The sequence below is a fragment of the Streptoalloteichus tenebrarius genome (assembly GCF_024171885.1).
Classification (GTDB): Bacteria; Actinomycetota; Actinomycetes; order Mycobacteriales; family Pseudonocardiaceae; genus Streptoalloteichus; species Streptoalloteichus tenebrarius.
Genome location: NZ_JAMTCP010000048.1, coordinates 1 through 17,198, shown reverse-complemented (window position 1 = coordinate 17,198; position 17,198 = coordinate 1). Strand labels below are relative to the sequence as shown.

At 73.5% G+C, this 17,198-nt stretch carries 15 protein-coding genes; 9 read left to right on the top strand and 6 right to left on the bottom strand.

What is annotated here, in order from left to right; all coding sequences use genetic code 11:
• Positions 1–57: 57 nt before the first annotated feature.
• Positions 58–753, bottom strand: a complete 696-nt coding sequence (locus LX15_RS27425; protein ID WP_253672870.1) for a FadR/GntR family transcriptional regulator — start codon at positions 751–753, stop codon at positions 58–60.
• Between the two features lie 323 nt (positions 754–1,076).
• Here LX15_RS27425 and LX15_RS27420 point away from each other — a divergent pair, with 323 nt between their 5' ends.
• From LX15_RS27420 to LX15_RS27400, 5 genes are all read left to right on the top strand, one after another.
• Positions 1,077–1,574, top strand: a complete 498-nt coding sequence (locus tag LX15_RS27420) for a gluconokinase (RefSeq protein WP_253672962.1) — start codon at positions 1,077–1,079, stop codon at positions 1,572–1,574.
• Positions 1,575–1,588: 14 nt separating this feature from the next.
• Positions 1,589–2,962 carry a GntT/GntP/DsdX family permease gene (locus tag LX15_RS27415; RefSeq protein WP_253672960.1) on the top strand — a complete coding sequence of 458 codons (1,374 nt, stop codon included), beginning with the start codon at positions 1,589–1,591 and terminating at the stop codon, positions 2,960–2,962.
• 874 nt (positions 2,963–3,836) lie between these two features.
• Complete coding sequence (locus tag LX15_RS27410) at positions 3,837–6,254, top strand: penicillin acylase family protein (RefSeq protein ID WP_253672868.1); 2,418 nt, start codon at positions 3,837–3,839, stop codon at positions 6,252–6,254.
• A 525-nt stretch (positions 6,255–6,779) separates the two neighbouring features.
• Positions 6,780–7,259 carry a hypothetical protein gene (locus LX15_RS27405; RefSeq protein WP_253672867.1) on the top strand — a complete coding sequence of 160 codons (480 nt, stop codon included), beginning with the start codon at positions 6,780–6,782 and terminating at the stop codon, positions 7,257–7,259.
• A gap of 113 nt (positions 7,260–7,372) precedes the next feature.
• On the top strand, positions 7,373–8,401 hold the full coding sequence (locus LX15_RS27400; RefSeq protein WP_253672865.1) for a DUF418 domain-containing protein: 1,029 nt from the start codon (positions 7,373–7,375) through the stop codon (positions 8,399–8,401).
• Here LX15_RS27400 and LX15_RS27395 read toward each other — a convergent pair.
• Entirely contained in the window at positions 8,373–9,599 is a 1,227-nt protein-coding gene (locus LX15_RS27395; RefSeq protein ID WP_308213531.1) for a metallophosphoesterase, read from the bottom strand. The two genes, LX15_RS27400 and LX15_RS27395, sit on opposite strands and share 29 nt — an antisense overlap.
• 221 nt (positions 9,600–9,820) lie before the next feature.
• Between LX15_RS27395 and LX15_RS27390 the strand changes: the two genes are divergently transcribed.
• A complete protein-coding gene (locus tag LX15_RS27390; RefSeq protein ID WP_253672863.1) occupies positions 9,821–10,399 on the top strand; it encodes a TIGR03086 family metal-binding protein in 579 nt (192 codons plus the stop codon).
• A gap of 41 nt (positions 10,400–10,440) precedes the next feature.
• Here LX15_RS27390 and LX15_RS27385 read toward each other — a convergent pair whose 3' ends face one another.
• Both LX15_RS27385 and LX15_RS27380 read right to left on the bottom strand, forming a co-directional pair.
• On the bottom strand, positions 10,441–11,007 hold the full coding sequence (locus LX15_RS27385; RefSeq protein WP_253672861.1) for a response regulator transcription factor: 567 nt from the start codon (positions 11,005–11,007) through the stop codon (positions 10,441–10,443).
• Positions 11,008–11,485: 478 nt separating this feature from the next.
• Positions 11,486–11,998 (bottom strand): hypothetical protein, encoded by a 513-nt coding sequence (locus tag LX15_RS27380; protein WP_253672859.1) that lies wholly within the window; start codon positions 11,996–11,998, stop codon positions 11,486–11,488.
• A gap of 294 nt (positions 11,999–12,292) precedes the next feature.
• Between LX15_RS27380 and LX15_RS27375 the strand changes: the two genes are divergently transcribed.
• Entirely contained in the window at positions 12,293–13,273 is a 981-nt protein-coding gene (locus LX15_RS27375; RefSeq protein ID WP_253672857.1) for a monodechloroaminopyrrolnitrin synthase PrnB family protein, read from the top strand.
• Between the two features lie 41 nt (positions 13,274–13,314).
• On the opposite strand, the gene LX15_RS27370 is transcribed toward LX15_RS27375, so the two are convergent.
• Both LX15_RS27370 and LX15_RS27365 read right to left on the bottom strand, forming a co-directional pair.
• Complete coding sequence (locus LX15_RS27370) at positions 13,315–14,115, bottom strand: methyltransferase domain-containing protein (protein WP_253672855.1); 801 nt, start codon at positions 14,113–14,115, stop codon at positions 13,315–13,317.
• Between the two features lie 135 nt (positions 14,116–14,250).
• Entirely contained in the window at positions 14,251–15,021 is a 771-nt protein-coding gene (locus LX15_RS27365) for an AraC family transcriptional regulator (RefSeq protein ID WP_253672853.1), read from the bottom strand.
• Between the two features lie 55 nt (positions 15,022–15,076).
• Here LX15_RS27365 and LX15_RS27360 point away from each other — a divergent pair, with 55 nt between their 5' ends.
• Together LX15_RS27360 and LX15_RS27355 are read left to right on the top strand one after the other, a co-directional pair.
• Positions 15,077–15,649 (top strand): class I SAM-dependent methyltransferase, encoded by a 573-nt coding sequence (locus LX15_RS27360; protein ID WP_253672851.1) that lies wholly within the window; start codon positions 15,077–15,079, stop codon positions 15,647–15,649.
• 198 nt (positions 15,650–15,847) lie between these two features.
• Positions 15,848–17,198: 4Fe-4S dicluster domain-containing protein (locus tag LX15_RS27355; protein ID WP_253672849.1), on the top strand; the 1,351-nt coding region annotated here is incomplete at its 3' end.

The window sequence follows — 17,198 nt, the reverse complement described above, 5'->3', positions numbered from 1 at the left end:
GGCCGGGAAGACGGTGACCGACGCCGGGCAGGGCCGTGGAGCGGCGTGAGGTGGTGTTCAGGCGTCGTCGAAGACCGGGGTCATCTCGGCCATGGCCTGGACGACGATCTCCCGCATCGCGGCCTCGGCGCGCTCCGCGTCGCCGCACTGGATGGCCTGCGCGACGTCGGCGTGCAGCCGCACGGCCGTGGGGTGCGGCTCGGCCGGCATGAGGTGGTGCTCGGTCCGGCCGGTGAGCACCTCGCCCACCACGTCGTGGAAGCGCCCGAACATCTCGTTGCCGGACGCGTGGAGCACCAGCCGATGGAAGGCGATGTCGTGCTCCAGGAACGCCCGCAGGTCCCTGGCCCTGGCCGTCGCCGCGAGCTTGATGGCCAACCCCACCAGCTCGCCACACTGCTCGGCGGTCGCCCGGCGCGCCGCGTACCCGGCGGCGACCGGCTCGACGGCCGAGCGCAGCTCGCTCAGGGAGCGGAGCTGGTGCGCGCGGTCGGCGCCGGCGAGCCGCCAGCGGATCACGAGCGGGTCGTAGAGGTTCCACTCCTCGCGGGGCCGCACGGTGAGCCCGACCCGGCGGCGGCTGCTCACCAGGTTCATCGACTCCAGGACGCGGACCGCCTCCCGGATGACCGTGCGGGAGCAGGCGAACCGCTCCTCCAGCTCCTCGATCCGCAGCACCGAGCCCGCCGGGTGGGCGCCACCGGCGATGGCGGGACCGAGGGCGTCCAGCACCCGGCCGTGCAACCCCTGCATCGCGGTGACTCCTCCGAAGGTGTCGCGGGGTGCGGCGTCTGGTCACGGAGCGTTGTCGCACGCCCGTCTGACGCCTCGACCGAGGGTAGTCGAGCGGGCATCAGCCGCACCGGCATCGATTAAGTATGACTTTTTGGTCGCATCGCCTTGAAAAGTAGTACCAATGAGCTGATAGTGGCCGCCGGCGCACGAAGGCGTGGCCGGATCGGGGCACGCCGACGCCAGCGGGTACTCGGGATCGACACCCGAAGGCCGCCGGCAGGTGCGGCAACGCAACGTCGCGTTGGAGGTACGAGGTGGGAACGACCCCGGTCGTGGTGGTCATGGGGGTCTCCGGCTCCGGGAAGTCGACGGTCGGCACGCTGCTCGCCGACCGCCTCGGCGTGCCCTACGCCGAGGGCGACGACTTCCACCCCCCGGCGAACGTCGCCAAGATGGCGGCCGGCCACGCCCTGGACGACGAGGACCGCTGGCCCTGGCTGCGGTCGATCGCCGCCTGGATCCACGATCACCCGTCGGGCGCGGTGGTCACCTGCTCCGCGCTCAAGCGCGGCTACCGGGACCTGCTGCGCGGGGCCGGCGTGCCCGTGTGGTTCCTGCACCTGTCCGGCGACCCGGAGCTGATCAGGGCCAGGGTCGCCGCCCGCACCGGCCACTTCATGCCGCCGGAGCTGCTGGGCTCCCAGTACGCCGCGCTCGAACCGCTCGGCGCGGACGAGCCGGGCCTGACGGTCGACGTCGCGCACACCCCCCAGGACATCGTCGCGGCCGCGACGGCCGCCCTCACCCCGGGCTCGGGACAGGAAGGAGCGCCGCGGTGACGGTGCCGACGTTGATGACGTCCACACCCGTCGTGGCGGCCGCGTGGACCGGACACGACACCCGCCTGGTCGCGGCGGGACTGCTCGGCATCGCGGTCCTCGTCGTGCTGATCACGAAGCTCAGGGTGCACCCCTTCCTGGCCCTCACCCTGGGCTCGGGCGTGCTCGGCGTGGTCGCCGGCCTGCCGCTGGAGAAGGTGATCGACAGCTTCTCCAAGGGTGTGGGCGGCACGGTCGCCAGCGTCGGCGTGCTCATCGCGCTCGGCGCGATGCTCGGCCGGCTCCTGGCCGACTCCGGCGGGGCCGACCAGATCGTCGACACCATCCTCGGGCGCGCGCGGGGCAGGACCCTGCCGTGGGCGATGGCGCTGGTCGCCACGCTCATCGGCCTGCCGATGTTCTTCGAGATCGGCCTGGTCATGCTGATCCCCGTGGTGCTGCTGGTCGCGCGCCGCGCCGGGCAGCCGCTCATGCGCGTCGGCATCCCCGCCCTGGCCGGTCTGTCGGTGCTGCACGGCCTGGTGCCGCCGCACCCCGGTCCGCTCGTGGCCATCGACGCGCTCAAGGCCGACCTCGGCATCACCCTCGGGCTCGGCCTGCTGGTGGCCGTGCCGACCGTGGCGGTCGCCGGCCCGTTGTTCGGCGCGGTGGCCGCGCGCTGGGTGGACCCGACGCCGCCGGAGCACCTGGTGCCCGAGCGGCACGACGGCGACGGTGGCCGCCGGCCGAGCTTCGCGGCGACCCTGTTCACGGTTCTGCTGCCGGTCGCGCTGATGATGGGCAAGGCGATCGCCGACATCGCCTTGGCCAAGGACAACACCGCCCGGCACGTCCTGGACTTCGTGGGCGCGCCCCTGTTCGCGCTGCTGGCCGCCGTGGTCGTCGCGATGTTCACGCTCGGCAGGGCGGCCGGGTTCACCAGGGACAAGCTGTCCGCCACGATCGGCGACTCGCTGCCGCCCATCGCCGGCATCCTGCTCATCGTGGGCGCCGGCGGCGGGTTCAAGCAGACCCTCGTCGACGCGGGGATCGGCACGGTCATCACCAACCTGGCCACCGGGGCGAACTTCTCGCCGCTGCTGCTGGGCTGGTTGATCGCGGTCGCCATCCGGGTGGCCACCGGCTCGGCCACGGTCGCCACGATCTCCGCCGCCGGCATCGTGGCCCCGCTGGCGGCCAGCCTGAGCCCGACCCACGCGGCCCTGCTGGTGCTGGCCGTCGGCGCCGGCTCGCTGTTCTTCTCGCACGTCAACGACGCGGGGTTCTGGCTGGTCAAGGAGTACTTCGGGATGAGCATCGGCCAGACGGTGAAGAGCTGGTCGATCATGGAGACGATCGTGTCCGTGGTCTCCCTGGTGCTCGTCCTGCTGCTCGGCCTGGTCGTGTAGCGAGGGCGGACCAGGCCGGGGGCGCTCCGCCCGGAGCGCCAGGACACGGCGGGGCCGCGAACCGTCCCCACGGCCCGCGGCCCCGCCGCGTCCCCCGGGGCGCGGCGCGCCGAGGTCAGCTCGCGGTGATCGCGAGGGCCTTCCCGTCCGTGACCAGGTCCGGCCGCATGCCGCCGGTCCCGACCACTCCGCGGCCCCCGGGGCAGGTCGACGGTGACGCTGAGCGCGTCGGCGACGTTGCCGAGGTCGGCCGCGCCGACGACTTGCTCGACCCTCGCCGCCCGGACGTGACCGTCCAGGCGACCATCAACAGCACCTGCGCACACCGGCGTGCCCACCAGCTCGCCCCAGCCGGTGGCCAGGCCGGCGTGAAGCCCGGTGACGTGCGGGAAGCCGCCTTCGACGCGCTTGATCCGCACCGGCTCGCCGCGGTTCGCGGTTGGCACGAAGCGCGACTCGTTCGTCGCCAAGGTCAGACCCGAGGCCCGTCCTGGCCACGGTCCTCGGACCTCACCACGTACCCGCGCGCGGGCAGGACCGAGAAGCGGTACCGGCCTGCCTGACGGGTCTGCCCAGACCTTCCCGTCGGTGACGACGCCGGATACCGTCCTCCACCGATCCCGACCACCAGCAGCCCCTGTTGGCTCACCCGTTCCTCTCGTGGCGTTCTCCTCCTCCGCCGAGCGGGACAACGGCTGCTTGTCCACAGTGGACATAGGTTCGATGGTGGGCCGTCGCTCCCGCTCTTTCGCTCGAACGGCCCAACCGGTTCCGTCGGCTGGCCCCGGCCGTTCGGCCGATGCTCCCGCCCGAGTCGTCCCGATTTGCTGAAGCCGCAACATCGACGACGGCAGAGGAAGGCGGACGAACAGACGTGACGACGACCCGCAGACGGCCCGCCGCCAGACGGTGGGGCCTGCTGGCGGTGGGCCTGGCCCTCGCCGGCACCACCGTGGCCACAGTCCCGGCACACGCCGAGTCCGAAGTGGCCGGAGGGGGCTTCTCCGCCACCATCCGGTACACCGAGGGCGGCGTCGCCCACATCCGCGCCAACAACTTCGCCGGCGTCGGGTACGGGTACGGCTACGGCGCCGCCAAGGACAACCTGTGCGTGTTGGCCGACATGTACCTCACCCTCTCCGCGCAGCGGTCGAAGGTGCTCGGCCCGGACGGCCCGGCCAACGACGCGCTCGGCTCGGCGGGGAACAACCTCGCCAGCGACCTGCACTTCCAACGGCTCATCGACAGCGGCGAGGTGGAGCGCCTGCTCGCCCAGCCCGCGCCACTCGGACCGAAGCCCGAGGTCAGGGAACTCATCCGGGGCTACGTGGCCGGTTACAACCGCCAGGTGCGGGAGTCCGGCGGCCGGCAGTGCCCCGGCGGCGTGCCCGTCCGGCAGATCGGCGAGATCGACGTGTACCGGCACCTGTCCGCGCTGGCCACGACCCTCGGCCAGGGCATCGCGGTCGACGGCCTGACGGCGGCGCGGCCGCCCGCCCCGTCCCGCGCCGAGACCACCGCCACCGCACCGGCCGAGGCCGCCGAGCTGTTGCGGAGCACGCTGGACAAGCCGGACATGGGCAGCAACGCCATCGCCGTGGGCAAGGACGGCACGGCCGACGGCGGGGGCGTGCTGCTGGGCAACCCGCACTACCCGTGGCACGGCGGCCGGCGGTTCTGGCAGGTGCAGCTCACGGTGCCCGGCCGGATGGACGTCAGCGGCGGCACGCTGCTCGGCCTGCCGCTCGTGCAGATCGGCTTCAACCGGGACGTGGCGTGGAGCCACACCGTCGCCTCGGCGCGCCCGTTCGGCCTGCACGAGCTGAAGCTCGTGCCCGGCGACCCCACCTCGTACCTGGTGGACGGCAAGCCGGAGAAGATGACCTCGCGGCAGGTCTCCGTGGAGGTCCGCAAGCCGGACGGCTCGATTGGTCGGGTCGAGCGCACGCTCTACGGCACGAGGTACGGCCCCGTGCTCACCGGGATCGCCAGGGTCTCGCTGCCGTGGACCACGACCACCGCCTACGCGCTCCAGGACCCGAACGCGCAGAACATCCGCCTGCTCAACACCTGGTACGAGCTGGGGCGCACGCGCGACACCGACGACGTGCTGCGGGCGCTGACCAGCACCCAGGGCGTGCCGTGGGTCAACACCATCGCCACCGACCGCGCCGGCCACGCGCTCTACGCCGACGTCCAGGTCGTGCCGCACGTGACGGACGAGCTGGCGCGGCGCTGCTCGACCCCGCTCGGGCAGGAGTTGTTCCGCACGGCGCGTGTCCCCGTGCTCGACGGCTCGCGGGGCGACTGCGCGTGGGGCAGGGACCCCGACGCCCTCCAGCCCGGCACGTTCGGCCCGAAGCGCCTTCCGGTGCTCCAGCGCTCGGACTACGTGCTCAACTCGAACGACAGCGCCTGGCTGACCAACCCGCACCAGCTCCTCACCGACTATCCGCAGATCGTGGGCTTCAAGGAGACCGAGGCCGGGCCGCGCACCCGGATGGCGGTCACCGCCGTCGAGGACCGGCTCGCCGGCAGGGACGGCCTGCCGGGCAGGAAGTTCTCCCGTCAGTCCATGCAGGACGTCCTGTTCTCCGACCGGAGCATGACCGCCGAGCTGGCCGCCGCGGACACTGCCCGCATGTGCCGCGCGTTCCCCGGCGGCAAGGCGCCGACCAGCAAGGGGACCGTGGACGTCGGCAGGTCCTGCGAGGCGCTGGAGAAGTGGGACCGCCGGTACACAGTGGACAGTCGTGGCGCCCTGCTGTTCGACCGGTTCTGGCAGCGGGTGGAGAGCGTGACCCCCAGCCCGTGGCGGGTGCCCTTCGACCGCTCCCAGCCGGTGACCACGCCCAACACCCTCGACATCGCCAACCCCGCCGTGCGGCGGGCCTTCGGCGACGCCGTCGAGGAGCTGGGCGCGATCGCGCCGGACGCGCGGCTGGGGGAGAACCAGTACGTGGTCCGCAACGGCGAGCGCATCCCCGTGCACGGCGGTGACGACAAGCTCGGCGTGCTGAACATGATCGTGGGCGCGCCGTGGAAGGCGGGCCAGGGCTACACCGAGGTCGTCCACGGCTCCAGCCACATCCAGGCCGTGTCCTTCGGCAGGGGCGCCTGCCCGGACGCGGCGACGCTGCTGACCTACTCGCAGTCCAGCGACCCGTCCTCGCCGCACCACGTCGACCAGACCCGGTTGTTCTCGCAGGGCAAGTGGCAGCGCGCCCGCTTCTGCGAGCAGGACATCCAGTCCTCGCCGGAGCTGAGGGTGGTCCACATCCGAGAACACTGACGAGCACCGACGAACACACGAACACCGACGAACACACGAACACCGACGAACACACGAACACCGACGAACACTGACGGGAACACGGAGCGTCCGTTCTCCGTGACCGGAGCCCGCCTGCCCGCGCAGGCGGGCTCCGGCCGTTCCAGCCGGCCCGTGCGTTCGAGCCGGTCCATGCGTTCCAGCCGGTCCGGCCGTTCCGGCTGGTCCCGTCACCGGAGCGACACCCCCGCCGCTGCCGACCGGGGACCGCGCGGCCGGGCACGGCGCGCCACCTCCTCACTCGGTCGAGCGATCTTGGTGGGACCGGGTTAATGCCGGGGACCCCCGGCGGCGATGGCTTGGTGAGCCGCGTCGCGCCCTCGTCGACGCGGCGCGTTCGGCGAGGAGACCTCCGTGGCGTCCGTGGGCGCCCCTCCGCGCCCCCGCTCGCGGGCGACGTCCCGGCTCCGGATGTCGGCGCGGCGCGGCGCGCGCGGGGGCGCCCCGGCGGTCCCACGCGGGGACCCGCCCGGCTCAGGAGGTCACGTGCTCAAGCTGCCGAAGCTGCCGCCCCCCGCCCTGTCCGCGGGCGCCGCGGTGTCCGTCGTCGTCGGACTCGTGGTCGGCATCGCCGTCGGGCAGCACGCCTGGCGCGAGGACGGCAACCGGCCGGCGGACGGCGCGCCGTCCTCGTCCGGCTCCCGGGCGCCCGCCGAGCCCGACGGCCCGCCGATGGACTACGAGGGCGGCCCGACGGGCACCCGCGCCAAGGACGGCTCCACCTTCGCGCGGACGCCGACCCCGACCACCGCCTCCGCTCCCTCCGGGACCGCGTCCCCGACCCCGCGCGCCAGCCACCGCGCCTCCGACTCGGCGGTCGGCACCTCACCCAGCGCGCCCAGGGACCGCTCGGGCTCCGATCCGAGCGCCTCCTCGGTCGCCAGCACGTCCTCCAGTGCCCCGGCGACGTCGAGCGGGCAGCCCTCCGCGTCGTCGTCCGCTCCGTCGACGTCGTCGAGCCCGTGACCCGCCCCGTCGACGAGCCCGAGCCCGTGACCCGCCCCGGATCGGCCGTTCGGCGGAGGAGGTCGGTCCGACGGCCGAGGTGGACGCCCCCGCCCCCGCCTAGCGTCGGCCGCATGGCTGTCCCCGTCGGCCCGGCGGCCGTGTCCCCGGCCGCCCGCGTCACCGCGCTCGACGCCCTCCGCGGCTTCGCGTTGTGCGGCATCCTGCTGGTGAACCTGCCGGCGATCGCCCACATGGCCCCGGTGGTGACGCCCGGCGCGCCGCATCCGGCGGCGCACCTGCTCGACCTCGTCGTGCGGGAGCGGTTCTTCCCGATCTTCTCGTTCCTGTTCGGGGTCAGCTTCGCGCTGTTCCTGGACCGCGCGCGGGCGCGGAACCGGCCGGCGTCGGCGGCCGTGGCCCGACGGTTGGCGGCGCTGGCCGTGCTGGGCTTCGCGCACCAGCTCCTCCAGCCGGGAGAGGCGTTGCTGCCCTACGCCGTGGCCGGGCTCCTCGTGCTGCTGCCGGCGAGCTGGCTGCCGTGGTGGGCGGTGACGGCGCTCGGCCTGCTCGCCACCCTCGCGGGGGTGGTGGTGGCCAGCGGCGGCGTCTGGTTGGTCCCCGGCCTGTTCCTGCTCGGCCTGGCGACCGCCCGCCGGGGGGTGTTCCACGACCTGGCGTCCCACCGGCGGTCGATCACCTGGTTGTGTGTGGGCGGCGCGGTGCCGGGCATGGTCCTCACGGCCTGGCAGCACGTCGCTCCGGAGAACGGCCACGTCGCGTCGATCGCCGGCCTGTTCCTGGCCGCGGCCTACGCCAGCGCGGTGCTGCTGCTGGTGGACACGAGGGTGGGGCGTGCGGCGGCGGTCCTGCTGGAGCCGATGGGGCGCATGGCGCTCACGAACTACGTCATGGCCACCGTCCTCGTGCTCCTGGCGAACCGCTTCCTCGGGCTCACCGGGAGCCACCGATGGGGCGCCGCGTTCGGTCTGGCCCTGGTCGTCCTCGCGCTCCAGGCCGGCCTGAGCCGGTGGTGGCTGACGCGGTTCCGGTACGGGCCGCTGGAGTGGTGGTGGCGGTGCGTGACCTGGTTCCGGGTCGTGCCCAACCCCCGTGGGACCCACCGCCGTCGGCTCAGCCCCGTTCCAGCTCCACCAGCGTGACGTCGGGCGGGGCCCCGACCCGCACCGGCGGCCCCCAGAACCCCGCGCCCCTGCTGACGTAGATCCAGGTGTCGTCGACCTTCGCCAACCCGGCCACCACGGGCTGTTGCAGCGGGACGAGCAGGTTGAACGGGGCGAGCTGGCCGCCGTGGGTGTGCCCGGAGAGCTGGAGGTCGACCCCGCGCCGCGCGGCGTCGGCCACCTGCACCGGCTGGTGCGCGAGGAGCACCACCGGCCGGTCGTCCGGCCGCCCGGCGAGCGCGCGGTCGAGGTCGGGGCCGTCGCCCTGCTGCCGGCCGGTCACGTCGTTCACCCCGGCCAGGTCGAGGACGCCGCCCCGGTGGCGGATCTCGGTCCGCTCGTTGCGCAGCGGGTGCACGCCGAGCCGTTCCAGCTCGCGCAGCCACGGCTCCGCGCCGGAGTAGTACTCGTGGTTGCCGGTGACGAAGAACGAGCCGTGCGTGCTGACCAGGTCGCGCAGCGGTTCGGCCGCCCTGCCGAGCTTCTCGACCGTGCCGTCCACCAGGTCGCCCACGATCGCGACCAGGTCGGGCTGGAGCTCGTTGATCGTGTGCACGATCCGCTCGGTGTGGCCGCGCCCGAGGATGGGGCCGAGGTGGATGTCGCTGACCACCGCGATCCGCATGCCGGCGCTCGCGGCGTCCAGTCGCCGCAACGGGATCGCGACCCGCTGGACGACCGGACCGCCGAGGGCGGTCCTGGCGCCGTAGCCCACGACGCTGGTGGCGGCGAGCCCCGCCACCACGGCCGTGGACCTGGCCAGGAAGAGCCGCCGGCTCTGCCCGATCCCCACCGTCGCCGGGTGCTCGGGCTCGGCGGCCGGGGACTCCGTCGCGGTGGGCGGCGCGGGTTCCGGTCCCAGCGGCGTGGCCGGGGCGCGCCCGCGCAGGCGGCGCAGGAGCACGAGCCGGGGGATCTCGATCAGGGCGAGCGCCAGCAGCAGGTAGAACATCAGCGCCAGCCAGAGGTAGCCCGGCCAGGCGAGGAACACGCCGACCTCCGGGTCGAGCACCCGGGTCCCGGTCAGCGTCGCGACCAGGAGCACGCCGAGCCCGACGAGCACGGCCGTGCCGACCCGCCGCCACCGGCCGGGGAGCGTGGTGTCCCTGACCAGCCGCAGCCACAGGTACCAGTGGATACCCGTGACGACCACGAAGACGACGACGGCGAACAGCACTGCGCCCCCCTTCGGCGATGACGGCCGCGTCAGTCAACACCTGTTGGAGGGAACGCCGCACACCGGTGGGGGCCGGCGCTGAGAGCAGGGGATTCCCCGCCGGGTGCGTTCTCAGCGGCGCCGCCTCAGTCGAGACGATCGTGTCGGTGCGGGGCGTTAGCGTCCGGGCGACAGGACCGGTCGCCACGGCGGGGTCGTGGCGGTGCGCGGGAGGGAACGTCATGGACACCGTCGACCTGGTGGGACCCGGGCTCGCCTTCACCCGATCCAAGATCGTGGGGATGGGCGCGGCCGGCCTGGACGGTCCCACGCCGTGTTCCGAGTGGACGCTGCGCCAGCTCCTCAACCACCTGATCGGCACGATGGGGGCGCTGGGCAGGGTCCTCGGCGGCGAGGTGGTCGACCCGGCCGAGATGAACCCCTCGGTGACCTCGGCGGCGGACCACGTCGGCCAGGACCCCCTCGCCGCGTTCGACGCCGCAGCGGCCGTCGCGCTGGCCGCGCGTCCGACCGACGAGCGGGCGATGAGCCGGCCGTGCGCGATGCCGGTGGGCGAGCTGCCGGCCGGCGCGGTCGCGAACCTCCTCGCGCTCGACGCCACCGTCCACGGCTGGGACGTCGCCAGGGCGACGGGGCAGGACCCGACGATCCCCGACGAGCTGGCGGAGAGGATCCTGGCGTTCGCCAGGGGCTTCGTGCGGCCCTCGGTCAGGGGTGGCGCCATCGGCGAGGAGGTCCCGGTCGCGGCCGACGCCTCGCCCAGCGACCGTCTCGTCGCCTTCCTCGGCCGCCGACCCTGAGCGCCCGCGCCCCTCCTGCGCCGGGTCGAGGGGCGCGGTCCTCAGTCGCGGCCGATCCGGGGCGCGGGGTGGTCGGGTTCCAGGTCGAACAGGTGGGGGTTGCCCGACAGCACCGCGACCATCGCCGCCCTGGTCGAGACGCCGAGCTTGGCGAAGATCCGGCGCAGGTGCGTGGAGACGGTGTAGAGGCTGATCTCCAGCACGGACGCGATCGTCTTGTTCGTGTGCCCGAGGCCGACCATCCTGGCGATCTCCCGTTCCCGGGGGCTGAGCAGGGCGGCGATCTTCTCGGGGGACGGCGCCGGGCGCATCAGCACGCACCGCACGCCCATCTGCGTGGTGTCGAGCAGGGGGCGCTCCCGGTCCTGCCCGACCCCGCCCAGCTCCACCACCCGGCGCACCAACGCCTGCACGAGGTGCCGCACGACGTCGTCCTGGTCGACGTCGCGTGGGGGGACCGGCTCGACGGCGACGCGTCGCGCGCCGGGGCGCGGCGGCGTGAGTCGGGGCAGGGGCCCGGGCATCCTCGGCCGGTCGAACGCGACCGCCCTGTCGCCGGCGGCGTCGTCCGCCGCCAGTGGTGTCCGGGCTACCGCTCGGTCCGCCATCGCCCACCCCCAGCTCGCGCTTCCCCTCCGGATGCCGGACCCCGGCGGGCACGCACCCGGTGCGGGAGAACAGGAGGCAGCGGACACCGGGTCCGGCGCCTACTAGGAAAGAGAAAAACCCACGCGTCCGCATCGGCAATACGTGTGACAGATGTGGTGGGGGCGGGGGTTGGTGTGAGGTCTCCCCGTTCGGCCCGTCCGGGGTCCTCCCCACCGACAGGGACACCGGGACGCCCGGTCGGTGGTGCTCATCAGTGGTGTCATCAGTGGTGGATGAGCACCTCCGCGCTGTCCGACCGGCGGGAACGCTTGACAGGGCAAGGGCTTCCGCTGGTTTCCCCAGAGCGGCCAGGTGGCACGAGCGTGTGGCGATCGCGAGGCGAGTCAGGTGGCGGAAACAGGTCGCGCCCGGACATGCGACTGCCGCGGCGGGTCGTGACGGCGCGGGTCGCTGGCGGGAATCTCGCGCGGCCGGTCGTCAGTCGCCCCGGGGCGGCAGGCGCAGGGCGGGGATCGGCAGCCGGCGGCGCTCCGCCTCCACCACCGCCCCGCTGGCCAGTTCGACCGCTCGCCCGATGAGGTGGGAGAAGTGCTGGCGTTCGGCGTTGTCCACCGCGATCGAGATGTGCAGGTCGGCGTCCTCGGGATGGCCGTGCATGGCGGCGAGCACGGCGCGCAGGATCGTGCGGTCGGGCGGGGCCACCCGGTCCACCGGGACCGGGCCGTTCTCGTCGAGGAGCTGGAGCCGGGCCTCGTTCGGGTCGGTGTCGGGGCCGGCCGCGTCGCCCGCGATGCCGCTCAGGAGCTGGCCGGCGTAGCGGACGAGCACCGCCAGCAGCAGCCGGAGGTCGGCGCGGGGGATCCGGCCCTGGTCGTCGCGGAGCCGCAGGAGGGCCTCCACCGCGGTGTCGAGCTCGCCACGGCGTGCCGCGGCCACCATCACGGCCGCCACGTCCAACACCGAGCGCCGGTGCGCCCGATCACGGTCCACGTCCGGATGCTTACCCGGTCGCACCGGAATCTCCGCCCCGGCTCGCCGTCCCGGGCGTCACCAACCAAGGTGTCACTCGGGTGGGGCGAGCGGTGACGACCGTTCACCGACCAGTCCTTGACCCCGGAACCATGGTCCGCGAATATTCCGATCGTGGGGGTATTAGTCACGGACGGTGTACGGCTGAACAAGAGCCGCGCACCGGAGGATCTCCGGCTCACCGAGCGGTTTTGTCGTCAGGTCGCGGCCAGGGACCCACTCCGCGCCGACGCCCTCCTGTCGTCCCTGCCCGAGATGAATGCGCGGGCGGACCTGCCGGAATTGACGCGGGCGCTGCGCGCGCTGATTTCCGCCTACCACGCCGACCCGCCGGGGGACACCGTCGGTCGGCTGGCCGCCATGCGGGACATCGGGATGCTCCTCGGCTCGCTCAAGCGGCACGGCGTGGAGCCGCTGGCCGCCGTCCCCGAGGCGCGGGGGCCGCTGCTGGCGCTCGGCGCGGCCACCGACATGGTGCCCAGGGACACGGTGCTGCACTACGGGCCGTGGAACCCGACCGGCGCCCGCCAACGGATGTTCGTCGGCGCGCGCGAGGAGACCGTGCTGATCGACGCGGTGCGCCGCACGGCCCCCGCGATCGAGGACGCCACGTTGGCGCTGGCCGGGCTGGCCGGGACCGACGTCGCCGACCCCGCGTTCGCCGTGGCCGGCCGGCGGGCGGTCGCCCGGCTGGAGGTCCTGCCGGAGGTGATGCGCACGGTCGGCCGGGTCGTGGACCCGGCCCGGTTCTTCGCCGCCAGGCTGCGCCCGTTCATGGAGGACGTCGAGGTCGACGGGCGCCGGTACTACGGCCCGGCCGCCGCCCACGTGCCGCTGCACCTGCTTGACAGGGTGGTGTGGTCGGCCGACCACGGGGACGCGGTGCATTCCGCGCTCCAGGACGATCTGATCGATTACGGGCTGCCGGCGTGGCGTCGCCTGTACGCGCGCGACGAGGGGCGGGAAACGTTGGTCACCCGGGTCGTCCGCGCGGTGCGGGAGGCCGGCGGAGCGGGTCCGGAACTGCTTCCCTCGGTCGAGGTGGTGTCGGACCTGCTGCGCGTCCTGATCGTATTTCGCGGTCGGCACAGCCCGATGGTGAAAGCCGCCTACACGGACAACGAAAACTATTGCGCGGGAAGCGCGGGCGCTTCACCGGACGTCGTCCGGCACATCCTCGAACTCACCCGGCGGTGCGCCGAGGCCCTGCGGTCGGCCACGGGGCGCCACGGCTGACGGCGCCCGGGATCACCAGAGATCGCCCACCCCGTCGGGTGTCACGCCGGTTCCGGTCGACGCCCCCAGGCGATCACCATGAAGTTCGGCGCGTACCGGAACGCCGGCAGGGTGAGCAGGTCGAGGAACCGGTCCAGCTCGGCGTCCTCCAGCAGCCCGCCCGCCACCAGGCCGGGCCGCAGACGCTCAAGCGTGAGCCGGAAGAAGTCCTGCGATCCGCCGGACAGCACCGGCGCGCGCACCTCGGCGGCGACGTCGGTCAGCCCCGCCGAGGCCAACATCTCCGGCAGGCGCCGGCCGAGGCTCGCGTCGACCCCCCGCTCGGTGAACAGCCGCTCCAGCGCCCGGCCGAGCCGCTCCGCCAGCTCGGCGTGCTCCTCGGGGTAGTACCGGGCGGCGGCCACGGTCATCGGCCCGCCGATGTCGAAGTCCTCCACCACGACCCAGCCACCCGGCCGGGTGGCGGCGACCATGCGCTCCAGCGCCAGCTCGCGGCGGGGGACGTGTTCCAGGACCGCCCGCGCGTGCACCAGGTCGTAGGCGTCGTCGTCCAGCGGGTCGACGAGGATGTCGTGCCGGCGCACGTCGAGGTTGGGCAGGCCGTGCCCCTCGGCGAAGCGCGGGTCGAAGTCCGTGGCGAGCACGCGCCCGGAGGGCCCGACCCGGTCGGCCAGCCAGCGCGCCACGCTGCCGGCCCCACAGCCGACCTCCAGGCACCGCCAGCCCTCGGCCACCCCGAGCGCGGCCAGCCGGTGCAGGGACTGGTCGTCGTACAGGTCCTCCAACGCGGTCAGCCGCTCCCGCTCGCGTGCCCACGCCTGGTCGAAGACGTACGTGCCCATCGCCCTGCTTCCGTGCCGAACGAGTGATCGTCGCCGGCCAGGCTAGCGCCCAAGATCACCCTTTTGAGTGAAGATGCGCCGAGGGGTGGAACCATTTCCCCCGAAGGAGAGCCGCGGTCGGACTCCCGACGGTGGTCAGCGCGAGCCGCCCCGCGCGAAGTAGGCGCCGGGCGGGACCCCGACGGCCTTCCGGAACGCCGCGACGAACGCGCTCGGCGTGGCGTACCCGACGCGTCGGGCGACCGTGGCGACCGCGACGCCCTCGGCGAGCAACGGCAGGGCGGCCCTGAGTCGGACCTGCCCGCGCCAGCGCCCGAAGCTCATCCCGGTCTCCGCCACGAACAGGCGGGCCAGCGTCCGCCCGCTCGCGCCGACCACCCGCCCCCACGCGTCGAGGCCGCGCCCGTCGGCCGGATCGGCCAGCACCGCCTCGGCCACCGCCCTGGCGCGCTCGTCGCACGGCGCGGGCGGGTCGATGGTGGTGACCGAGAGCGGGGTGAGCAGGCCGAACACGAGCGCCTCCGCGTGCGCCCTGGTGTCGTCGGGGACGGCCTCGCCGGCCAGGTACCCGATCAGCTCCCGCAACAGCCCGCACACCGCCACCACCGTCGGCGCCGTCCACCGGGTCGGGCACCGCTCGGGCCAGAAGTACAGGCTGCGCATGGTGGACGGGCTGGTCGACCCCGTTCGGTGCCGCACACCGGCCGGGATCCACAGCGCCCGCGACGGCGGCAGGACCCACGTGCTGCCGCACGCGCCGACCGTCAGCACCCCCTGGGACGCCCACGCCAGTTGGTGCACCCCGTGCCGGTGCCAGTCGAACCGGGCGCCCCGCGGCATGGCGAACGTGCCGACGACGATCGCGCCGAGCGGCGGCACGGGCGTGAGGTGTCCGGATCGCGACATGAGCTGGCAGGCTATCGCCTCGCGGAAGATCCGCACCCGCCCCTAGCGTCGGGTCATGCCGATGAATCGCCTCCACCGTTGGCTGTGCCGGTCGGAGTTGTGGGCCAGGGGCGTGGAGCGCCACACGATCCCCTGGACCCTGGAGGGCGTCGACCTCGGCGCCGACGTGCTGGAGATCGGGCCCGGCTACGGGGCCACCACCCGCGTCCTGGTCCGCCGCGCGCCGCGACTGACCGCGCTGGAACTCGACGCGGCCCTCGCGGCCGGGCTCCGCGAGCGGCACGGCGACGCCGTCCAGGTCGTGCACGGGGACGGCACGCGCATGCCCCTGGCGGACGCCCGGTTCTCCGGCGTCGTGTGCTTCACGATGCTGCACCACGTCCCCACGCCGGGGTCGCAGGACCAGATCTTCGCCGAGGCGCACCGGGTGCTGCGCCCGGGCGGCGTCTTCGCCGGGGCCGACGACGTGCACAGCCTCGGCTTCCGGCTGGCGCACCTCGGCGACACCTACATGCCGATCGATCCGGACACGCTGGGTGATCGGCTGTACCGGGTGGGGTTCGCCGACATCAGGGTCACCCTCCGCCGCGGCACCTTCCGGTTCCGCGCCCGCAAACGGGCGGAGTGAGACGCGGACTGAGGACGGGGTCCACAGTGGACAAAGCTTCCCGGGTCGTCGGCGGTGGGGGACCGACGGGGGGCGGTGCGACGGCCCGGGGCCTGTCCACGCGTGGCGGCGCCCGTCCACCTGGTGGGCGAGCGCCCGTGACGCGGGGTGCGCAGAATCGGAGGCGACGGCCCGAACCCACGCGCAGGGAGCCCGGCCATGCAGCTCGCCGCCATCCTCGTGTCGATCCCCCTGAGCGTCCTCGGCTGGGGGCTGTTCCTCCGCGCGTTGTGGCGCGTGGTCGCCGTGGTCCGGCTCGGCGCGCCCGACCCGACCAGGACCGACGACTGGCCCGGCCGGGTGGGGAGCGTGCTGCGGGAGACCCTCGGCCACACCCGGATGCTCAAGTGGACCCTGGTCGGCTTCGCGCACTGGTGGGTGTTCCTGGGGTTCGTGCTGCTGGTGCCGACCCTGGTCAACGCCTACGGCCAGCTCGCCGACCCGGCCTTCGTGTTGCCGGGCGTCGGCCACTGGTGGCCGTTCGAACTGGTCACCGAGGTGTTCGCGGCGGCGACCCTGGTGACCGGCCTGACGTTGGTCGTGATCCGGCAGCTCCACCACCCGCGTCGCCCCGAGCGGCAGTCCCGGTTCGCCGGGTCGAGCTTCTGGCAGGCCTACTTCGTCGAGTCGGTCATCATCGCCATCCCCGTCCTCGTGCTCGTCCTGCGGGGACTGGAGGGGGTGTTGCAGGGCGTCACCTCGTACGACGTCCACTTCGCGATCAGCTACCCGCTGGTGCTGGCCTTCTCCGGGCTGTCGCGGTCCGCGGTGGAGAACGCGGTGTGGGGCGTCGCCGGACTCAAGATCGCCATCTCGATGGTCTGGTTCATCGTGGTCGGGCTGGTGTTGACCATGGGGGTGGCCTGGCACCGGTTCACCGTCTTCTTCAACGTGCTGTTCAAGCGCGAGCCCCGGGGGATCGCGCTGGGCGCGGTGAAGCCGATGATGAGTGGTGGCAAGCCGCTGGACTTCGAGGAAGCCGACCCGGACAAGGACGTGTTCGGGGCGGGCAAGGTCGAGGACTTCTCCTGGAAGGGCTGGCTGGACTTCACCACCTGCACCGAATGCGGCCGCTGCCAGTCCCAGTGCCCCGCCTGGAACACCGGCAAACCCCTGTCCCCGAAACTGCTCATCACCAGCCTCCGCGACCACGCCTACACCAAAGCCCCCTACCTGTTGGCCGGTGGGCGTAAGGACATGGCCGGTGAGGAGGTCGGCATCACCGGCGACAACGCCGAGCAGCGTCTGGCTGGCATTGATGTGTTGGCGTTGGCGGAGGCGGAGCGGCCGCTGGTCGGTGGCCCGGACGAGCTGGGGGTGATCGACCCCGAGGTGCTGTGGTCCTGCACCACCTGCGGGGCGTGTGTGGAGCAGTGCCCGGTCGACATCGAACACGTCGACCACATCATCGACATGCGCCGCTACCAGGTGCTGATCGAGTCGAACTTCCCCACCGAGCTGGGAGGGATGTTCAAGAACCTGGAGAACAAGGGCAACCCGTGGGGGCAGA